11 protein-coding genes are annotated in these 18679 nt (G+C 45.3%); all 11 read right to left on the bottom strand.

What is annotated here, in order from left to right:
- Positions 1–38 precede the first annotated feature (38 nt).
- The 11 genes from APB76_RS01775 to APB76_RS01725 all read right to left on the bottom strand — a co-directional run bounded on the left by APB76_RS01775 (position 39) and on the right by APB76_RS01725 (position 18515).
- Positions 39–1451, bottom strand: coding sequence for a phosphoglucomutase/phosphomannomutase family protein (locus APB76_RS01775; protein WP_054962755.1), 1413 nt, complete (start codon positions 1449–1451; stop codon positions 39–41).
- 54 nt (positions 1452–1505) lie between these two features.
- Positions 1506–3914, bottom strand: a complete 2409-nt coding sequence (locus tag APB76_RS01770) for a GH36-type glycosyl hydrolase domain-containing protein (protein ID WP_054962754.1) — start codon at positions 3912–3914, stop codon at positions 1506–1508.
- 88 nt (positions 3915–4002) lie between these two features.
- Entirely contained in the window at positions 4003–5913 is a 1911-nt protein-coding gene (locus APB76_RS01765) for a beta-N-acetylhexosaminidase (protein WP_049845652.1), read from the bottom strand.
- Between the two features lie 10 nt (positions 5914–5923).
- Complete coding sequence (locus tag APB76_RS01760; protein ID WP_049845653.1) at positions 5924–6799, bottom strand: N-acetylglucosamine kinase; 876 nt, start codon at positions 6797–6799, stop codon at positions 5924–5926.
- Entirely contained in the window at positions 6792–8519 is a 1728-nt protein-coding gene (locus APB76_RS01755) for a glycoside hydrolase family 9 protein (RefSeq protein ID WP_049845654.1), read from the bottom strand. Before APB76_RS01755 ends, APB76_RS01760 begins: the two co-directional genes overlap by 8 nt.
- Positions 8520–8580: 61 nt before the next feature.
- Positions 8581–9576, bottom strand: a complete 996-nt coding sequence (locus tag APB76_RS01750) for an ABC transporter ATP-binding protein (RefSeq protein ID WP_049845655.1) — start codon at positions 9574–9576, stop codon at positions 8581–8583.
- 42 nt (positions 9577–9618) lie between these two features.
- Positions 9619–10602: an ABC transporter ATP-binding protein gene (locus APB76_RS01745; RefSeq protein ID WP_049845656.1), complete on the bottom strand. Its 984-nt coding sequence runs from the start codon at positions 10600–10602 to the stop codon at positions 9619–9621.
- Between the two features lie 2 nt (positions 10603–10604).
- Positions 10605–11630, bottom strand: coding sequence for an ABC transporter permease (locus APB76_RS01740; RefSeq protein ID WP_049845657.1), 1026 nt, complete (start codon positions 11628–11630; stop codon positions 10605–10607).
- 2 nt (positions 11631–11632) lie between these two features.
- Positions 11633–12619 carry an ABC transporter permease gene (locus APB76_RS01735; RefSeq protein WP_049845658.1) on the bottom strand — a complete coding sequence of 329 codons (987 nt, stop codon included), beginning with the start codon at positions 12617–12619 and terminating at the stop codon, positions 11633–11635.
- Between the two features lie 173 nt (positions 12620–12792).
- Positions 12793–14475: an ABC transporter substrate-binding protein gene (locus tag APB76_RS01730; protein WP_049845659.1), complete on the bottom strand. Its 1683-nt coding sequence runs from the start codon at positions 14473–14475 to the stop codon at positions 12793–12795.
- 653 nt (positions 14476–15128) lie between these two features.
- The gene (locus APB76_RS01725) at positions 15129–18515 is read right to left on the bottom strand and encodes a response regulator (RefSeq protein WP_054962753.1); all 3387 of its coding nucleotides are present in this window, start codon (positions 18513–18515) and stop codon (positions 15129–15131) included.
- Between the last annotated feature and the right edge of the window lie 164 nt (positions 18516–18679).

Genomic DNA, 18679 nt, shown 5'->3' with positions numbered 1-18679 from the left:
CCAATTATATCCACCTATAGGGTAGTGAATTCGATTAACTAGAGTTGCAGAAACTCTTTTACTTGCAGCACAACCTGTTCCGCAGTTTCTTTATCTGCCATCTCGGCAAAGATACGCAATAGCGGCTCAGTACCAGAGAAGCGAGCAATCACCCAGCCACCATTTTTGAAGTAAACCTTAGCGCCATCTTCGTAGCTGACTTTATCTATTTCAAAGTTAAACTCTGGCAGCTGCTTTGCAACATAAATTCGGTTGTATAGCAGTTCTTTTTGCGCTGGCTTAAAAGTGCAATCTCCTTCTGCGGTATAGGCATAGCCATACTTACTGTATATCTCATCCAGCAGTTCTGAGAGCTTTTTGCCCGTTACTGAAATCATTTCGACCAGCAGACTTGAGGCAAACACGCCATCTTTACCTTTGATGTGACCGCGAATCGTTAAGCCACCGGAGCTTTCACCGCCGATCAGTGAGTCATCTGCTTCCATCTGTGAACTGATATGTTTAAAGCCTACAGGTACCTCAAATGATTTCTCGCCGTGTTCGGCAGCGATCTTATCGAGAATGTGAGTCGTAGCAATGTTACGCACCACAGAGCCCTTCCAGCCTTTGTACTCTAATAGGTAGTAGTAGAGTAGGATCAAAACTTCATTGGGGTGAATAAAGTGACCTTTCTCATCAATGATACCTAAACGGTCAGCATCACCATCGGTTCCGATACCAATATCGTAGCCTTCAGCGGCAACTAGGTGTTTTAACCTGTACAAGGTCGCGGCGCTCGGTGAGGGCATTAAGCCGCCAAAGTCTGGATTTTTGCCATCATTGATCACGTCGACATCACAGCGACCGTTGATAAGAACAGTCTGCAAGGCATTTTTAGCAACACCAAACATCGGGTCGATCAGCACGCGTAGATTGGCCTCTTTAATGGATTCAATGTCGATAAAGTTAATGATTGAGTCGACAAACTCGTTCATTGGGTTAATCACTTCGATTAGCTTATCTTCAACTGCTTGGTCGAAATCGACCGACTTTACTTTTGCTAGTGTTAGCTGTGCGATTTGCGTTTCGATCTTTTCAGTGATTACCTCATCTGCATCGCGTCCGCCTTCAATAAACACCTTAATACCGTTGTAGTCGGCTGGGTTGTGTGAAGCGGTGATACACGCAGAGTAGGCACAGCCCATCTCTTTGGCTTTGAACATCACGATAGGGGTTGGGACGAACTTATCAATAAAACTCACCTTGATAGTGTTTGCTGCGAGTACTTCTGTAAACCAGCGGCCAGCTTTGTCTGATAAAAATCGGCGGTCATAACCGACGACAAAGCCTGTATCTGCGACTTGTTCGTTGTTAATGATGTTGGCCAGTGCTTGGGCAACAAGTTGGACATTGTCTTTGGTAAATTCTTCGCCGATAAATGCGCGCCAGCCACCTGTTCCGAACTTAATCATGGTTTTAATCCTTTAAGTAAACAAAGAGCCTCTGTGAAGAGGCTCTAGCGACAATTAACCTAATACAACAACAACGTCATTGATGCTGTCATCAGCCTGAACCGGAACAGCGTTGCCAGTGATAAGTTCACCGTTAATAGTGATTGATTTAACGCCTTTGCTCACTGAGTTCGGATTCTCAACTTTGATGTTGTAAGTCGCGCCTAACCATTGACGAGTTACCTCGAAGCCAGGCCAGTTCGTTGGGATACATGGATCAATCGTTAGACCATCGAAACCCGTACGTACACCTAAGATGAAGTTGGTTACGGCGAAGTATGCCCAGCCAGATGTACCGGTTAACCAAGGGTGGTTTGCACGGCCGTGGTCTTGGTGGTCACGACCCATGATGAACTGAACGTACGAGTATGGTTCAGCGATACGTTTTTCGATGATGTCATTTTGGTTGTATGGGTTAAGTGCATCGTAGAACTTCATTGCACGGTCACCGCGACCAAGTTTCGCCTCTGCAACCCATGCCCATGGGTTAGGGTGAGAGAAGATGGCTCCGTTCTCTTTAACGCCTTGGTATACGCGGGTTACGAAGCCGATATCATCGTTAGGTGTAGCGAATGAAGGTGAGTTCAGGTGCAGGCCGTATTCAGAGAATAGGTTCTCATCTACTGCATCCATTGCTTTTTCGCCGCGCTCTTGAGAAACTGCACCAGAGAGAACCGCTAGTGTGTTTGACTCTAGGTGTACACGACCTTCTGCTTGTTGCGCAGTGCCAATTTTGTCACCATTTTTTGTTAGGCCTCGGATATACCAACCACCTTCGTCATCCCAAAGGTGACTTTCACACGCTTCACGAACGTTCGCTGCCATTTCAGTGTACTTAGCTACATCTTCATCTTTACCAAGGAACTTAGCTAGGTCGATAAACTCTTGTAGAGCCCAGAAATGTAGGAATGAAACCATTGATGATTCACCACCACCTAGGTTTAGACAGTCATTCCAGTCCGCGCGAAGACCTTTACAGATACCCGTTTGACCAACGTATTCAGCAGAGAAATCCAGCGCCGCTTTCATATGGTCATAGACAGAAGCGTCTCCACCGTCTGCGTATGGAATCATCTCATCAAAGAAGCTGTGCTCACCGGTTTCCATTACGTACTTACAGATGGTAGGCACTAGCCATAGGTGGTCATCTGAACACGTATCTTCGATACCGTGGATCTTATCTTCGTCTGAAGGTGTTGGGACAACCGTTGGTGATTTTGATGGTTCAACGTCTGCTTTCTCTGGATCGAACCAGTCTGGATCAAATAGATGCAGACCGTAACCTGCTTTCACCTGACCACGTAGTAGATCAACGAGGCGTTTGCGCGTCATTTCAGGGTTTGCATGAGGGACTGAAATCGCGTCTTGAGCAGTATCGCGGTAACCTAGACCTGTACGTCCGCCGACTTCGATAAATGAAGCGAAACGAGACCATACGACACAGGTTTCAGCTTGGTAAAGAGTCCAAGCGTTGATCATGGTGTCTAGACCTTCGTTTGGAGACTTCACCTGGAATTTCTCACAACGTTCGTTCCAGTGCTGTTTAATACCAGCAAATGCGGCATCAACATTGGCTAGATCTTGGTATTTCTCACGTAGGCGCTCACCATTGCCTTTACCGATACCTAGAATGTAAGCAAAGCGTACTTCTTCACCCGGCTGGATCGTGAATTGTTTGTGGAGTGAACCGCAATGGTTGTAACAAGTTTGCGCTGTGTTTGAACACTTACCTTGTTCGACGGCAATTGGGTTTGCTTCATCGCGGTAAAGACCTAGGAAGCTATCACGTTGGCCATCGTATGAGTCAGGGCTAAATGTTGACGCTAAGTAATAGAAGCCTTCAAAGTCGTTGGTGTTGTAGTACAAGTCATACTCAATCACGCCATCCTTGTACTCAGTACCGGCTGAGTATAGTGACATTTGGTGGTTTTGGTTATCAGATTGAATATGGCTAAATGAGAACTCGACAAATGAGAATGCACTGATGGTACGTGGCTTGTCGGAAGTGTTTTTGATCACTACATCCCATACTTCAGCGTCTTCACCTTTAGGTACGAACAATGTCTTCGTTGCGGTGATACCACTGTATTCACATTTGAATTTAGAGTAAGACAGACCATGACGAACTTCGTAGTTTGCTTCGTCTAAGCTTTTTGCGACTGGTTGCCAAGATATTGACCAGTAATCACCAGTTTGGTCATCACGCAGGTAGACATAATGGCCCGGTCGGTCAAAGGTTGCATTGGGGCGGAATTTGGTAACACGGTTATATTCAGGAGAGTTGTAGAAAGAGTAACCACCCGCATTGTGCGAGATGACAGTACAGAATTTCTCTGTGCCCAAGTAGTTAGTCCATGGCGTAGGTACGTCTGGTCGAGTGATGACGTATTCACGATTGTCGTTATCGAAATAGCCGTATTTCATGTTAATTTCCTTTTTACCAAGCTGCCACTTTAGCAGCCAAAAATTTAAAGCTAGTGAAAACCGCGAATGTTCACCATTCGCTCCAGTGTTATTTCCACGGTTGACGGAAGTTAATGCCTTGTTTTTCGAGTAGAGGCAGGTGCCCTTTCAGCCGTGCTAAGTAATCTTCCCAATTCCGTTGAGGTTTCTCTGTCCAACAGGCTTCAGCCATTGCTGTTAGCCTTGGGAAAACCATATAATCCATTCGTTTCTGTTCAGTGATAATTTCGCTCCAAAGAGCACACTGAATGCCTAAGATTCGTTTTCTTATCGGGTCGCTATCGGGCACTTGAGCTAATGGTTCATAACGATAGGCGTTTTCAAGTGGGATCACAGCGGCCCAATCGACGCCGGGTTCATCTGGGCTATAGTCTTGAGTCATATCCAAATAAGTAGATTGGCCCGGTTGCAGAATGACATCGAAGCCTTGCTTAGCGCAGTTGAGGGCTGCTTCTTCGCTAAGCCATGAGTAGATAACGGTATCTTTGCTCACTTTGTTGCCGTGTTGAGCTTCTTCCCAGCCCACCATACGTTTACCCAACGAGCGAAGTTTTCTTTCTGCATAACCCAATAGGTGACCTTGTAGCTCTTTAGGGCTTTGGAAATTTTTCTCTTGCATCAGTTTTTGGCATGCAGGGCTCTCTAGCCAGACACCGTCAGGTACTTCATCAGCACCGATATGAACCCAAAGAGAGGGGAATAGCTCAGCCACCTCTTCGAGCACTTTATCGAGAAACTCGTATGTACCGGCTAGGGCAGGAGAAAGAACATTGTCGTTGTAGTGCTGGATGCTGCGATACTGCGAGCGATCATTGGGATCTTGCAGTAGCTTAGGCAGAGACTTGATCGCAGCGCGGCAATGACCTGGAATGTCGATTTCTGGGATAATATTGATCCCGCGTTCTTCTGCGTAAGCAATCACCTCTTTGACTTCTTCTTGGCTGTAGTAACCGCCATAAATGTCAGCTAGGTGGCTGTATTGAGGTTCCAACTGTGTTCCGACTCCACGATATCCACCCACTTGTGTCAGCTCAGGCAAAGCCTTGATTTCTAAGCGCCAGCCTTCGTCATCAGTAAGGTGCCAGTGGAAAGTATTGAATTTGTAATGTGCCAGTTGGTTGAGCAGGCGCTTAATCATATCGACGGAGTGAAAATGACGTGCACAGTCGAGCATCATGCCGCGATACTTAAAGCGTGGAGTATCGATGACTTTAATAAACGGAATGGTTAGGTTTCGTTGATCATTTTTTGTAATCAACTGTAATAGCGTTGCACTAGCGTGGACAAAACCGCTACGAGACCCCGCTTCAAGACGGACCCCAGAGCTTGCAACGGTAAGTTGGTACTCACCTTCATCAAGTGTTGGATTATTGCGGTAAATAATCTCGCTATGACCTATGGTTTGCGCTTTAAAATCAAATAACCGTTCTAGCTCTAATTGCAACCAAGTCGCGGCTTTCTCGGCCAGATTAGCTTGCAATGTAATTTGGCTTGAGCGAGTCAGTTGGAACTCGCCATCAAAATGTTCAACCTTATTTGGTTTTGGAATCAGGGCTATGGCTTGCTCAGCAACCTGTGGAAGTTCAGCACGCTCGCGATAAGGCGAGGCTAGGGCTATTGGTGTCAGTACGACGGTATGCTTTACCTTGCCATCATCGGTGATAATAACCGCGTCTTTAAAACCATCCGTGTAGAAACGAAGTGGCGCAGTATTGATACTGAACTCGCAGTAATAATGTTGGTTGGCATCGAGAACTTTGATGTCAGGTCTGACTATACAGAAACTGCCTATCTGTTCGATTTCCCCGTGAGTAAAGCTATCTGGCAAAATGAAGCGGTCTATGATGAATTGCAGTTGCCAATTTTGCAGTGCTTGGTCAGTAAGGTTGTGTAAAGTTAAACCAAAACGGCAAAACTGCTTTTGTTCGGATAGGACGGCTAATTCGACGCGAAAGCTCATATACTTATCCTTAATACAGGTTGTGCTTAGGTTGACCAGCAATCATGATCGCGCCTTCGATGGCATCAAATTGTGGTTCAACTACCCAAGACTGAATAGGTGGAGATAGCCAAGCTTTGATGCGCTCGGCAATACTGCCCATTAAACAGATGCGAGTAGCACCTTTACGATTAAGTACCACTAGGATCATTTCAATGTCACTGGCGGTTTGCTTAAGCATTTCAATTGCTAAGTTGTCACCTTTATTAGCGTGTTGAAAAATTGCTGGGGAGAACTGCCCGTAATCTCGTGGCAAGGCTGATTTAGACCATGCCACGATTTGGTCTACATCATGGTTAAAATGAGCGAGAACGTGCTGAACAAGAGGGGTTACTTCACCAATGCCGTCTTGAGTAAGGAGGACTTTTTGAATAAGGCGTAGACCCATAACAGCGCCACCACCTTGATCAGAGATTGGAAATTCGCGTCCACCGACGATGTGCTGTTGACCATTTTCAAGGTAGATACCGCAAGAGCCTGTTCCTGCAATCACAATCGCCCCAGCGTCACCATTATGAGCACCAATACATGCGCCGTACGCATCGGTATTGAGTACCATAGACGCAAACGAGTGTGACTGATCCATAAATGCTTGCCATGCTGATTTTTGCTCGGCACCTGCTAGAGCGAGACCAAGGTGCATACGAGCAAAATCGCCTGTGTTTAAACCACCCTCAATAGCGGCTACAGTAATAGCTTGCATGATGGAAGCCATTGCAACCTCTATACCAAGTAATATATTGGCGCTTCCGCTTTTCGCTTCGCCGATGAGTGTGCCTTGCTCATCACGAATTCTGGCGCGGCAGGATGTACCGCCGCCATCAATACCGACAAATAGCTTATTCATTGGTTGTCTCCTCAGTATTGAAGTAGGCGAACTGACTGAGTATCGCGAGCAAATACCAAGCGCCATGAGGAATCCATTGCTCCCCCCAACGCCAGTTTTGTAGCATGTCGTCTTTCTGTTTCACTGGGTTAAAGGCGATGTCGTTTTCATCTTCGAAGCCTGCGGTAATACCGTTACAAATTCCGCCCTTTGCATTAAAGAATCCAAGCTGCGGTAGGTAATCTGGGTTGTTGATACCATGTCCATCCAGCATGCACATATGGTAAGGGTTAAGACCTAAGATCCAGTTGAGATTGTTTTGCGCGAACGTCAGCAGTTGCTGTTGCGTTGTATGGTCTTCAATATGCGCTAGGGCCAAAAATGCCATGCTGCTTAGTGACCCTAAACGAGCGTTCTCCCCTTGCCACCAGTAACCAGTTTCATTGTTCTGCGCGACAAAGAATGCATCACGTTTTTCACCATCGACAGATTTGACATATTGGCGAGGATAACCAAACGGGTTTGCAACCATATTGCTAATCGTAAGTTCAAACTTTACCGCTTGGTTGATGACCTTGATTAGGTGCTGCTTTCTGTCCTTATTGGGTTCGATATTGAGGTATTCGCACAAGGCTATAACTGGTAACCCTGATTCTGCCGCGTGGTAATATGGTCGGCTGCCGTCTTGATTTGCTGCCCAAAAGTGGGTGAAGTTTTGGTCGCTTTGCTGGTGTGAGATAAGCTGGTCACTCCAGTAGTGACATTCTTCAAGGTACTGTTTACTTGCCGTGGTACGGAAAAGCTCGGTCGCAGCGAGCAGAGCGCAGTATTCGTCAATGATATTTTCTTGGCCATCATCTAAGTATTGACGGTTGAATTCTTTAAGGTGCCAGTAACCTTTTTCTGCCGCAGCTAAATAGTCTTGATTGCTAAAGTGACCGCTTTCTTTCAAGCGAGCGGCACTTGCTAGAGCCGCAATCGCAATGCCACCGCCTTGCCTAAAGCCCGATTGATAGTTTTCAGATTTGTGACCATCTTGCGTGGCGTAAGCGCATATCTCGCGTTGATTGATATCTTTTGACCATTTATCAAATACCGTCATGTAAAAGTAGCCTGCTTGATTTTGCATGCGCACGAGAAAATCTGCGCCAAACAGTGCTTCTTCGGTGAGACGAATCTTAGAGAAGGCTGGCAGGCTTTCACCATGCTCAACAAGTTCTAGACCCTTTAGCATGTTCCACACCACCATAGGTGTTTGCTGAGGGTTTAGGTAGTTGGCGTAAGAGAGATGGCTAAGGTATTTACTGACATCACCTGATGCGTCGTACCAACCACCTTGAACATCAACGGTTTGATCACTACCGAGAATAGGGACCTGTTTATCTTGCTTGTCAAAGCGGCCACCACAACGTTGTGACTTGAAGTAGTGGAGCAGGTCGGAAAAAGTCGTTTTGAGCAATAGGCCTTGCTCAATCGCAAACACTTCAGAACGGAGATTTTCAATTCTTAGGTAGAAGCGTCCAGCTTGTTCAAAATCAGAGAATTCAATACGAAAAAAACTCCCTTGGTGCCAATTAGCGACCTTTGTGCCTTTCTCAATAGCAAAAGTTGCCACAGTTTGATGACTGTAGGCACAAACTAACAACGCAGTGGTAGATGAAAGTCGTGTCTTGCGAGTCATCAAAATAGCCTGCTTTGGCCCAAGGGCTTCATAACCAATATGGTTAGTAAGTAGCAGCATTAAAATCTCCGAAAAAATCTTGGTATAGGTTGAGCCAAGGTTTTCCTTGGCTCTATTGGTGTTAGCTTTCGTATAGGTAACAGCGAACAAAGTGGTTGTCAGAGAGCTGAATGACTTCAGGCAATTGCTCGCGGCATTTGTCTGAAGCATGCTGACAGCGTCCTGCAAATGGACAGCCTGCCGAGGCTGGTGTCCATAGAGGGATCTCCCCTTTGTTGCCTTTCAGTTTTTCATGAATTGATTTGCTTGGATCAGGCACCGCTGATACCAATAGTTGTGTATAAGGGTGTTGAGGGTTGTGAATGATTTCTTCTGTGTCTCCCCACTCAACCATGTGGCCAACGTACATTACCGCAAGGTCTTCTGCGATGTAGCGTGCAGTAGCGATGTCGTGGGTGATATAAAGTAGAGACATCTGCTTCTCAAACTTCATTTCTTCCATCAAATTCAATACACCAGCACGAATAGACACATCAAGCATGGAGGTGGGTTCATCAGCCAACACCACTTCCGCACCAACAGCAATGTTACGTGCTAGGTTAACCCTTTGACGTTGTCCACCCGATAACTGATGTGGGAACTTCTGTGCGGTCTCTTTTGGTGGGATCAGACCGACCTGCTCCAATAAATCATAAACGCGTTCTTCCTGCTCCTTCTTGTTGCGAGGATCGACTTTTTTGTGGATCAGCAATGGTCGAAGGATGTGATGGTAAATGTTATGGGTTGGGTTTAGTGAACCAAATGGATCTTGCCAAACCATTTGCACGCCTTCGCGATAGGCCATTAAATCTGAACGTGAATCGATCGTTTGGATATCACGCCCTTTGTATTCGATGATGCCATCTGTCGGGGCATACATTTTGGCGATCATCTTGGCAGTGGTTGATTTTCCTGAACCTGACTCACCAACCACAGACAGACCGCGGCTTTTGTACATTTTGAATGATACGTCGTTGATGGCGCGCATCATCGGCTGTTGTAAAGAGTTACTCGTTATTGGAAAATCTTTAACTAGATTTTTCCCTTCTATCAGTAGCTCGCCATATTCTTTGCTCATAATTGTCTCCAGTAATCTTTATAGTTATTTCTCAATGGCTCGCTAGAGTTTATGTTGAGCTATCGGTTCACCGTAAAGGTGACAATTTGAGAAACGATTAGGCTCGATTTGTCTTAACTGAGTTGGAACGCGAGTACATGCCTCGTGCACGCGATTACAACGTGCTTGGAAACGACAACCTTGTGGAACTTCTAGCAGGTTGAGTGGGTTTCCAGGGATGCCAGTTAATTTAGTTTTTGGCCCTGTTAATGGAGGGAAAGAGCTACCTAGTCCTTTAGTGTAAGGGTGATATGGGCTTTCCAGAATCTGTTTAGATGGAGCGACTTCAATCAGTTCACCCGAATACATGATCCCGATACGATCTGAGAACTCGACCATTAACGAAATGTCATGAGTAATGAACAGGATAGAAAAACCAAACTCTTCTTTTAGTGCATAGATTTTTTGCAGTATTTCGCGTTGTACTACTACATCTAGCGCTGTTGTTGGTTCATCCATGATGATCATTTTGGGATTGAGAGCGAGAGCAATTGCAATGACTAAGCGCTGACGCATACCTCCAGAAAATTGGTGCGGGTAGTCCGTGAGTCGACTAGGGTGAATATCAACGATTTCCAACAGACCTTCAGCGCGTTTGCGTGCTTGTTCACGAGTCATATTCGTGTGACGCATGATAACGTCGCAGAACTGCTCTTCCATCGTCAATACAGGATTCAGAGCATTCATGGCACTTTGGAACACCATCGACATTTCACTCCAGCGGAACGATTGCATACGTTGGTCGCTGTACTTGAGGATATCTTCACCGTTGAAGATGACCTCACCTCCAGTGATAAATGCTGGTGGCTTATGCAGACGCATGAGTGAGAAGGCGACCGTTGATTTACCACAACCAGATTCTCCAGCTAAGCCAAATACTTCACCAGGGGCGATATCGAAGCTGACATTGTTACAAGCGCGAACGTCGCCAGCATCTGTGATGTAATCAACGCAAAGATTGCGGATAGAAATTAGTGGGCTAGTCATAATTATTTATCTCCGCTCCAAAGTGCATTCTGTGGTGGCATTTCTGGCGTGCGTTCTTTTTGGTCTTGCGCAGCAAGTTTCTTCCAACGCTTCATACCTTTGTGAGAACGTAATTGTGGGTTAGCAATTTCATCTACTGCGAAGTTCAGTAGTGAGAGACCTGTTACCAGTAGTACCAGTGCAATACACGGTGCCAATACTTCCCACCATGCTCCGATAAGCATTGCTGAAGATTGGTTCACGTTATACAACATGATGCCCCAACTGATGGTATTTGGGTCGCCAAGACCAAGGAACGAGATAATGGATTCCATACCAATTGCATACATAACCGAGCCAATAAAGCTCGCGCCGACGATTGGAATCAAGTTTGGTAGGATTTCAACAAAGATAATTCGAAATGAAGATTCACCCAGTACTTCTGCTGCCTTTACAAACTCTTTCTCTCGCAAGGCGAGTGTTTGCGAGCGTATGACCCTCGCGCCCCAAGCCCAGGAAGTACAGCCAATAATAATGGCGATGGTAAGTGGCCCTGCTTCACCTATAAAGGCAGCCAAAACAAACAACAACGGATATTGTGGAATAACCAGCATGATGTTCATCGCGGCAGTCAGTACATCATCGACTCGACCACCAAAGTAACCAGCTGAAATACCAATTACAGTGGCAAGGAAACATACGGTTAAGCCAGCGCCAAAGCCCACACCTAACGAGATTCGTGCTCCGTAAACAAGTTGTGACCAAACATCACGACCCATACGGCTAGTGCCTAGTACATGCTCAGCTTTTTTTGACATGATCATAGTTCGTCGATCAGTGGCTAAGTTTTCAGCGATAAAACCATCCGGATTCGTTTGCGCTGATTTGACGACAAAGCTCGGATACTCGTGTGGATTACCAGTGCGTTTATCTGGAGCATGTTGAGTCAGCAGTGGTGCTGCTACCGCGACAAAGATAAACAAAGAGACGATCACTAGGCCGATGCGTGCATATGCATTGCCTAGGATCAGTTTAAATAGATCTTTCATGATTATTTCCCTCCCTTACGAAGGCGAGGATCTAGTACAACGTAAAGCATGTCGGCAATGAGGTTAAATGACAGCATAAACAGCGTCATAATGATCAATTGCCCCTGAAGAACTTGATAATCACGAGCGTGAATCGCATTAAGAAGAACTGTACCTAGACCTGGGTAGTTAAAGATGATTTCTACAATCAACTGACCACCAATCGCCATACCTAAAGACATTGATAGGGCGGTAACACTTGGTAGCAGTGCGTTACGTGCTGCGTAGTTAAAAACCACTCGGTTTTCACTTAGGCCCTTACCTTTCGCCATCGTGATGTAATCTTCTGCTAGCAGGTTAATCATGTTGTTACGCATGTTGACCAAGAAGCCGCCAATCTGAATGATTGAAGCACAAAACAGCGGTAAAACGGCATGGTAAGCCACGTCTTTGTAGAACGCCCAACTGGTCCAGTCTGGCACTGTTCCTGCCGTGTAGGCGTAACCAGTAGGGAACCACTTTAGACCGATAGCGAAAGTGAAGAGAGCAAGCATAGCGATAACCACTTGCGGTACTGCTTGAACAATCAACATGCCAGGAGTTACAAAGGCATCATATTTACTGCCGCGCTTCCATGCAGCGAAAATGCCCAGTATGGAGCCAATCGAAAAAGAAAGAATTACAGCGCTGCCGGCAAGGAAGAGTGACCAACCAAAAGCACCGCCGAGTAGTTTATTTACCGATAGCGGATAGAACTGAATAGATGTTCCCAGTTCCCAGCTAAGAATATTTTTCATGTAAGCAATGTACTGAACAAAAAGGCCACCATCGACAAAGCCTAACAGTTCTTTCATTGCTGCAATGCGTTCGGGTGTTACTTGAACTGATGCATTGGCAAACATCATGGTCACCGGATCACCCGGCATTGCACGAGGAATAATAAAGTTTAGTGTCGCAGCAACTAACAGCGCGACTAAATAGAATGACAAACGTCTTAAAAAATAACCCATAACTCACACCTTACTTACCCAGATTTTCCCTGTTTCTGGTTTCAGGTCGCTCCTAGCGAAAGTTGAAATTTAGAGCGAATAATCCCCTGACGACTGGCGCCATACTTTAATCAACTTAAAGAGAGGGGGATTAGGCGGCGCACAGAAGATGCGCCGCAAGATAGAACAACTACTTACTTAACTGGTTTTAGATCCAGTACGTGAAGTAGACGCTCTGGGATACCGGCCCAAATGTTTGGACGGCCTTTTGGATTTTCTTCGTTCCACCAACCAGTAAAGCGAGTTGTGTTGTATTGGAACATATAAGCACCTGACAACACTGGAATCGTTACTTGATTGGATGCAATGATTTGCTGGATACCATGAGCGATTTCTAGCTGTTCGTTCTTGTCAGCTGTTTTGTAGAAGCTGTTAAGTAGGCCATCTAGTTTATCGTTCTTGAAGTAGTGCATAGCAAAACGAGGCATGCCGTCGCCCGACTGTAACTCTGAGTTGTAACCACTGTTCCAGTATAGATGTGGATCTGCACCGTGGAAGTAGTTGGTGTATGCAACGTCGTAAGTACCTTCTAGCATTGCTTGGTTGTACACAGAGAAGTCTGGAGTACGTGCTTTCGCTTTGATACCTACTTCAGCTAGCTGCTCTACGGCTAGTTGAACCGTGTTGTTAAAGTCAGTCCAGCCATTTGGTGACTGAACTAATAGCTCGAACGACTTACCAGATGGAGTATCAACGAAGCCATCATTGTTGACATCTTTAAAGCCCGCTTTCTTAAGTAGCTCTTTTGCACCCTCTACATTGTACGTGTTGTAACCCTTGTACTTGTTGTGAGTAGTTTCGTCAGACCAAGTCTTAAATGCGTAACCTAGACCAGAAGCGAAATCATTTACTGTACCGCCGCCGTAGAACGCGATGTCGATAATTGTTTGACGGTCGAGAGCCATTGAGAATGCACGACGGAAATCAACGTTTGATAGCGCTTCGTGCTTCGCGGTATCTGGATGCTTGAAGTTAACAACGAATGCTTGTGTACCTGCTGGCGGGTACCAGTAGTGGTGGTTAGGGCTCGCAGCAGCGTAAGTACGGTCGATATCTGGAATGAATGATGAGGTCCAGTCCATTTCGCCGTTTACTACTTTACCTAGGAACTGATCATTGTTCGCGATTTGTGGAACACGTAGACAGTCTACATCTAGGTTATCTGCATCCCAGTAGTTCGGGTTTTCACATTGAATGTAAAGCTGTGGAGTGAAAGTTGCAATCTCAGTAAATGGACCAGAGCCTACAGGATTCTCGTTAGTGAATGTCGAAGGATCCTTAATCTTACTCCATACGTGTTGTGGTACTACAGGTACTTTTACGATTTCGTAAGCAGCATTTGAGTTAGCTTCCTTAATGTTGAACTTAACTTGGTAGTCGTTCAATTTCTCAACGCTAGAAACCCAAGAGTTGATACCGCTTTGATCAAGTTCTGGCTTCTCTTTAACTAGGTTGAAAGAATATACCACGTCGTCTGCGTTGAATGCTTCACCGTCAGACCACTTCACACCTTTACGTAGGTCAAATACAACGCTTAGTAGATCGTCTGCAATTGTGTAGTTCTCTGCTAGACGGAATACTGGAGTATTACCGTGCATTTCGTTGAAAACAACGAGTGGCTCATATAAGAAGTCCGTTGTTGTATGTAGGTTTGTCGCACCTAGGTATGGGTTAAAGTTACGGACAAAAGTGGTGTATTCTTTAGGGTGGATAGTTAGTTCACTGCGTTCAGCTGCAGCTGCTACTGAAGTAAAACCAGTGGTTGCTGTTGCAATAATTGCTGTTGCTAGTGCTGTTTTTTTAATGTTGGCAAGCATAGCTGTTCCTTACTATTTGCTTTCATTTCACTAATGGATGGAATGTCATCAATTGATAAACACTCACTAAGGCCTACCTCTTGTAGATAACTTCATGTCGGAGGTGACGAGAAGTTTAGAGTGGCCTGTAAGCCTTAGGCACAGTAAGAAAACACTGTTACGTTAATTTTCGCAATCGCCATTCCCGTTAAAAACGTTAAAAACTGCCTTTGCGACGTCAAGAATGTCAAAAATAACAGAGGTATGGTTTTTTTAAGCGATTTCTTGGATTTGAACTAAGTCGCATAGCTTCCTTCTTCTGTCCAGTGATGTAAGTGTTTACTAACGCAGATGAGCTTGTAGTTTGGCTTCTTTCTGCTGTATTTAAGATCTTGAGATCTTAATCACCTAGCTTAAGTAGTGTTAATTTTTATCGATAAATTAAAACTGCCGTCTTGTTGTGATTGGCTTCGCAATCTGCGCTATTTTTGTTCGTAAAGCAGTCTATAGCGCCACTTTCTGTCAAAAGATATCACTTCACGATCGGTGTTTTTGTTGTCTTATTAGAGTTGTTTTACGCAGCGTATTAATGGCTAAAGACCAATGTAGAGTTGGAAATGAGGGAAATAAAAAAGCCTGCGTGAGCAGGCTTAGGAGGAGAGATGTATCCGAGGCTAACTGGTCAGTAAGTGTTGCAACTTGTCACGTAACCCCTCAACGTGAGTTCGTTCCGGGCTATACTCATTGCAGTGTTCAAGAATGTAATCCAAAGAGCTGAGTACTGTTCGCCAGCGTGGCGTTTTTGGTAATGTCTCTGGACGAAGGTATTTATCAAGAGTACGCGTTTGTAAGGTGCTCCGGTCAAGGTAGACGCGCCACAAACCACTTTGTTCGGCAAAGGTAAACTTGCTTTGTCCTGTGACTGATTCCCAATAGGCGAGGGCACTTGTCATCGCATCCACTAATACCTCACGCATTACCTCTTGCTTAGACTTATTATCATTGGTTGCTCGGTCAGCTAAACGAGTAAACTCACCGCCTAATTCTTTAAGCTCTTGCAGTTTGGCTTTGTCACCTTCAAAAGCAAAGATCGATAACGCTTCAATTGCTGTCTCTAGATTATTCATTCTGGTTGCATTGATACTGCCGCCTACGTTGAAGATGTATATAGAGCGTAGCCCAGCACCATCAGGTAACTTCAAGATGTCTGCCGACAGATGTTGTCTGACATCTTCAACGTAGACATCAATGGTGCCACAATAGTGCTCTTGCTCTACATTGAGGAATTTAGGCGCAATGATTTCCTCTGCACTAGAGCGTTTTAGTTGTTCCGTTGAGCGTTTGAATAACCTAGATGCTGCCTCATTAGCAAAGCGAATTTTGTTGTCTTCACGTACACACACAATCGCTTCAGGTGCTGTCTCGAGTTGCTCTAATAGGCGCCCTTGTGTTTCAAGTAAGCTGGCTTCAACGATGGCTCTTTGCTTGAGTTCTTGGTGAAGCTGTTGGTTTTCTATACGTCGTAGTTCTGCCTTACTTGCGGTAAGGTGTGCGACAATTCTAGCTGCAAGTTCTTGCTTATTAAAAGGTTTAGAAAGATAGTCGTTTGCTCCTGCATTAAAGCCTCGCACACGATCATCGGTTTGATTCAATGCCGTGAGCATTATGATAGGCAATGCAGCATGGTCATAGGTTTCTCGTAGCGTTTGGCATACTTGGTAACCACTCATTCCTGGCATCATGATATCGAGCAGCAGCAGTTCGGGTTTTTCTTTGCTAACGGCTTCGAGTGCCTCATGACCATCTTTGGCAGTTCGAACACGATATCCCTCAAGACGCAAGAAACTATCCAGAACGCGAAGGTTGACAGGTTCATCGTCGACCACTAAAAGCAGAGGGCCATCCGGGTTTTCGGGTAGGCTGGTTGGCTCCTCTAACTCAATATCACCTGTGTTTGGTGCTTTAAAGTGCGCAGATTCATAGTGGTTTGCTTGTTCTATTTGTTCAACACTAGCAATAGGTAAGGTAAAGCTAAAGGTGGTCCCAACCATTGGTTGGCTACTTACATAGAGCGTGCCATGCATTAGCTCAATTAACTGTCGGCTAATCGATAGACCTAACCCCGCCCCTTGACGATAACGACTTGAGTCACTTCCGGCTTGAATGAGAGGTTCAAAGATGTGGTCAAGCTGATCCGCTGGAATACCTTGCCCAGTATCAACCACCTGAACGCGGATATTGTCATCTACTACGCTTGCAGAAATGACGATTTTACCTTCGCTTGTGTATTTGATTGCGTTACCAACTAAGTTATACAGCACTTGCTCCAGTCGCTGTGGATCTGCGCTAACCCAAACGGGATCATCGGGAACTTGGTTAATGATACGCAGTGGCTTAGAACCAATAAGATGGGATGACAGCTCTAGTACCAAGCGGGTTGAACCAGCAAGATCAACTGCACTTGTGTCAATGTCGAGATTTCCATAACGCATTTTATGGTAGTCGAGCAGGTCGTCGACCAAAGTAGCCAATCGTTGACCGCTATTAATGATGATATCGAGCTGATACTTATGCTCTGAGGTGAGCGGGCCGTTAGCACCTGAGGCTAACGCTTCCGCAATACCCACCATTCCATGTAGTGGTGTGCGAAGCTCATGAGAAGTCGTTGCTAAAAACTCATCTTTCAGCTTATTGGCAAGCTGCAACTCTTCATTTTGTTTTTGAATCAGCGTTAGGTTGCTTTCTAGCTCCTCATTTTGCTGCTTTATCAGTTGAATCTTTTCTCGGATCGAACGCTGCATACGTTCAAAGCTGATGGCTAGGCGGCCGATCTCATCTTTGCGTTGAGTATTGTTCATGTCGGCATCGAGATCGCCAGCCGAGACTTTTTCTGCTGCCCAAGTGAGCTGTAGTAGTGGGGAGGTAATAAAGTTCGACAAATAGTGAGAGGCCATCACCACCAAAAGAATGGCAGTGAGCATGGCGAAGATGAATAGTGTTTCAAGTTGATGGACGCGAGCGAAAGCAACATTTTCTGGTACTTCAACCACTATCGCCCAATCAATGCTCTTAAACGAGATAGGACTATAGGCTGCAATGATCGCTTCATTTTCTGTATTGCTATAGGTGCCCACGTCGGTGGCACCTGCGAGCGCTAAGTCGATTACTTGACGACTTTTATCTATGTCTTGTTGTTGGTAGGCAAGGGTTCGAGAGTGATGGTCTGAGCCAACTAGCAAAGTTTTCATCGAGGTTAGGTTATTGTTGTCTGCGATGAGTTTAGTAATGCCATTATTTGGCAATCTAAACATCGCGTAACTGTGTAGATAGCCTTGTTGAATAATTGGCGCGCCTAACCAAGCGACCGTCTTTCCTTGTTCTTGTGAGAAGTCAGAAATAATCAGCGGTGTATAATCTTCATTGGTTTTGCGTTTATCGGTAACCAAGTTACGTAGCTTGGTGAAGGTTTTGCCCAAATTGTCGTCTTTGTATTTTCCCGTCAATAAGTTGGTGCCGTAGTTATCATTCTTATAGATCGAGTAAGTGACGTTACCCTCTCTATCGACGAGTAAAATGTCATCAAAGTCAGAGCGTTTTAATAGCTCTAGGTAGGCCCAATGGTAGCGCTTGTGTAAGAGACGGTATCGCTCTGTGCCGTTATAGACGCTCGACTGAGGTAAGATTGAGGTCTTGATCTGGTCACCGGAGCCTTGAATGTAGCGACGTTGGGCATATTCGCGAGCTTGTTCTATATCCAATCCTAAACTGCTAAACGCGTTGACTAAGCCATAGAAACGCCCGCCACTGGCATAAGCCAATTCTGAACGAACAAAACCCATTACTTCAGATTCTTTAGCGTATAGGTAATCAATGACCTGTTGACGCTTACTGTCTCGCACAGAGATAAGGTGCGAAGTACTCTGCTCTTGAAGGTCTTGAGTGTGGGATTGTAAGAAAAAGATCGCAATAACCGTCAGAGGAGTAATACTTAACACCAAAAATGCCAGCATTAATGTACTCTGAAGGCGTTTAAACTTCTGTTTTCGATAAAACTTAAACATAGCCTGAGTAATGTTTCCGTGAGAATACGGCTTAGTGGGTATCGGCACCCAAGTAAGCTAGACAAAACGTTATTTTCCTAAGATGACAAAATTAACGAGTTTTTTTACTTTGACAAGTAAGTTGCTAGTAAAGCGTGGAGAATGGCGCAATTTTAGTGTGATTA

It is taken from the genome of Vibrio bivalvicida (genome assembly GCF_001399455.2).
GTDB lineage: Bacteria > Pseudomonadota > Gammaproteobacteria > Enterobacterales > Vibrionaceae > Vibrio > Vibrio bivalvicida.
The sequence above is the reverse complement of the archived record's forward strand: the minus strand, read 5'-3'. Positions and strand labels throughout refer to the sequence as shown.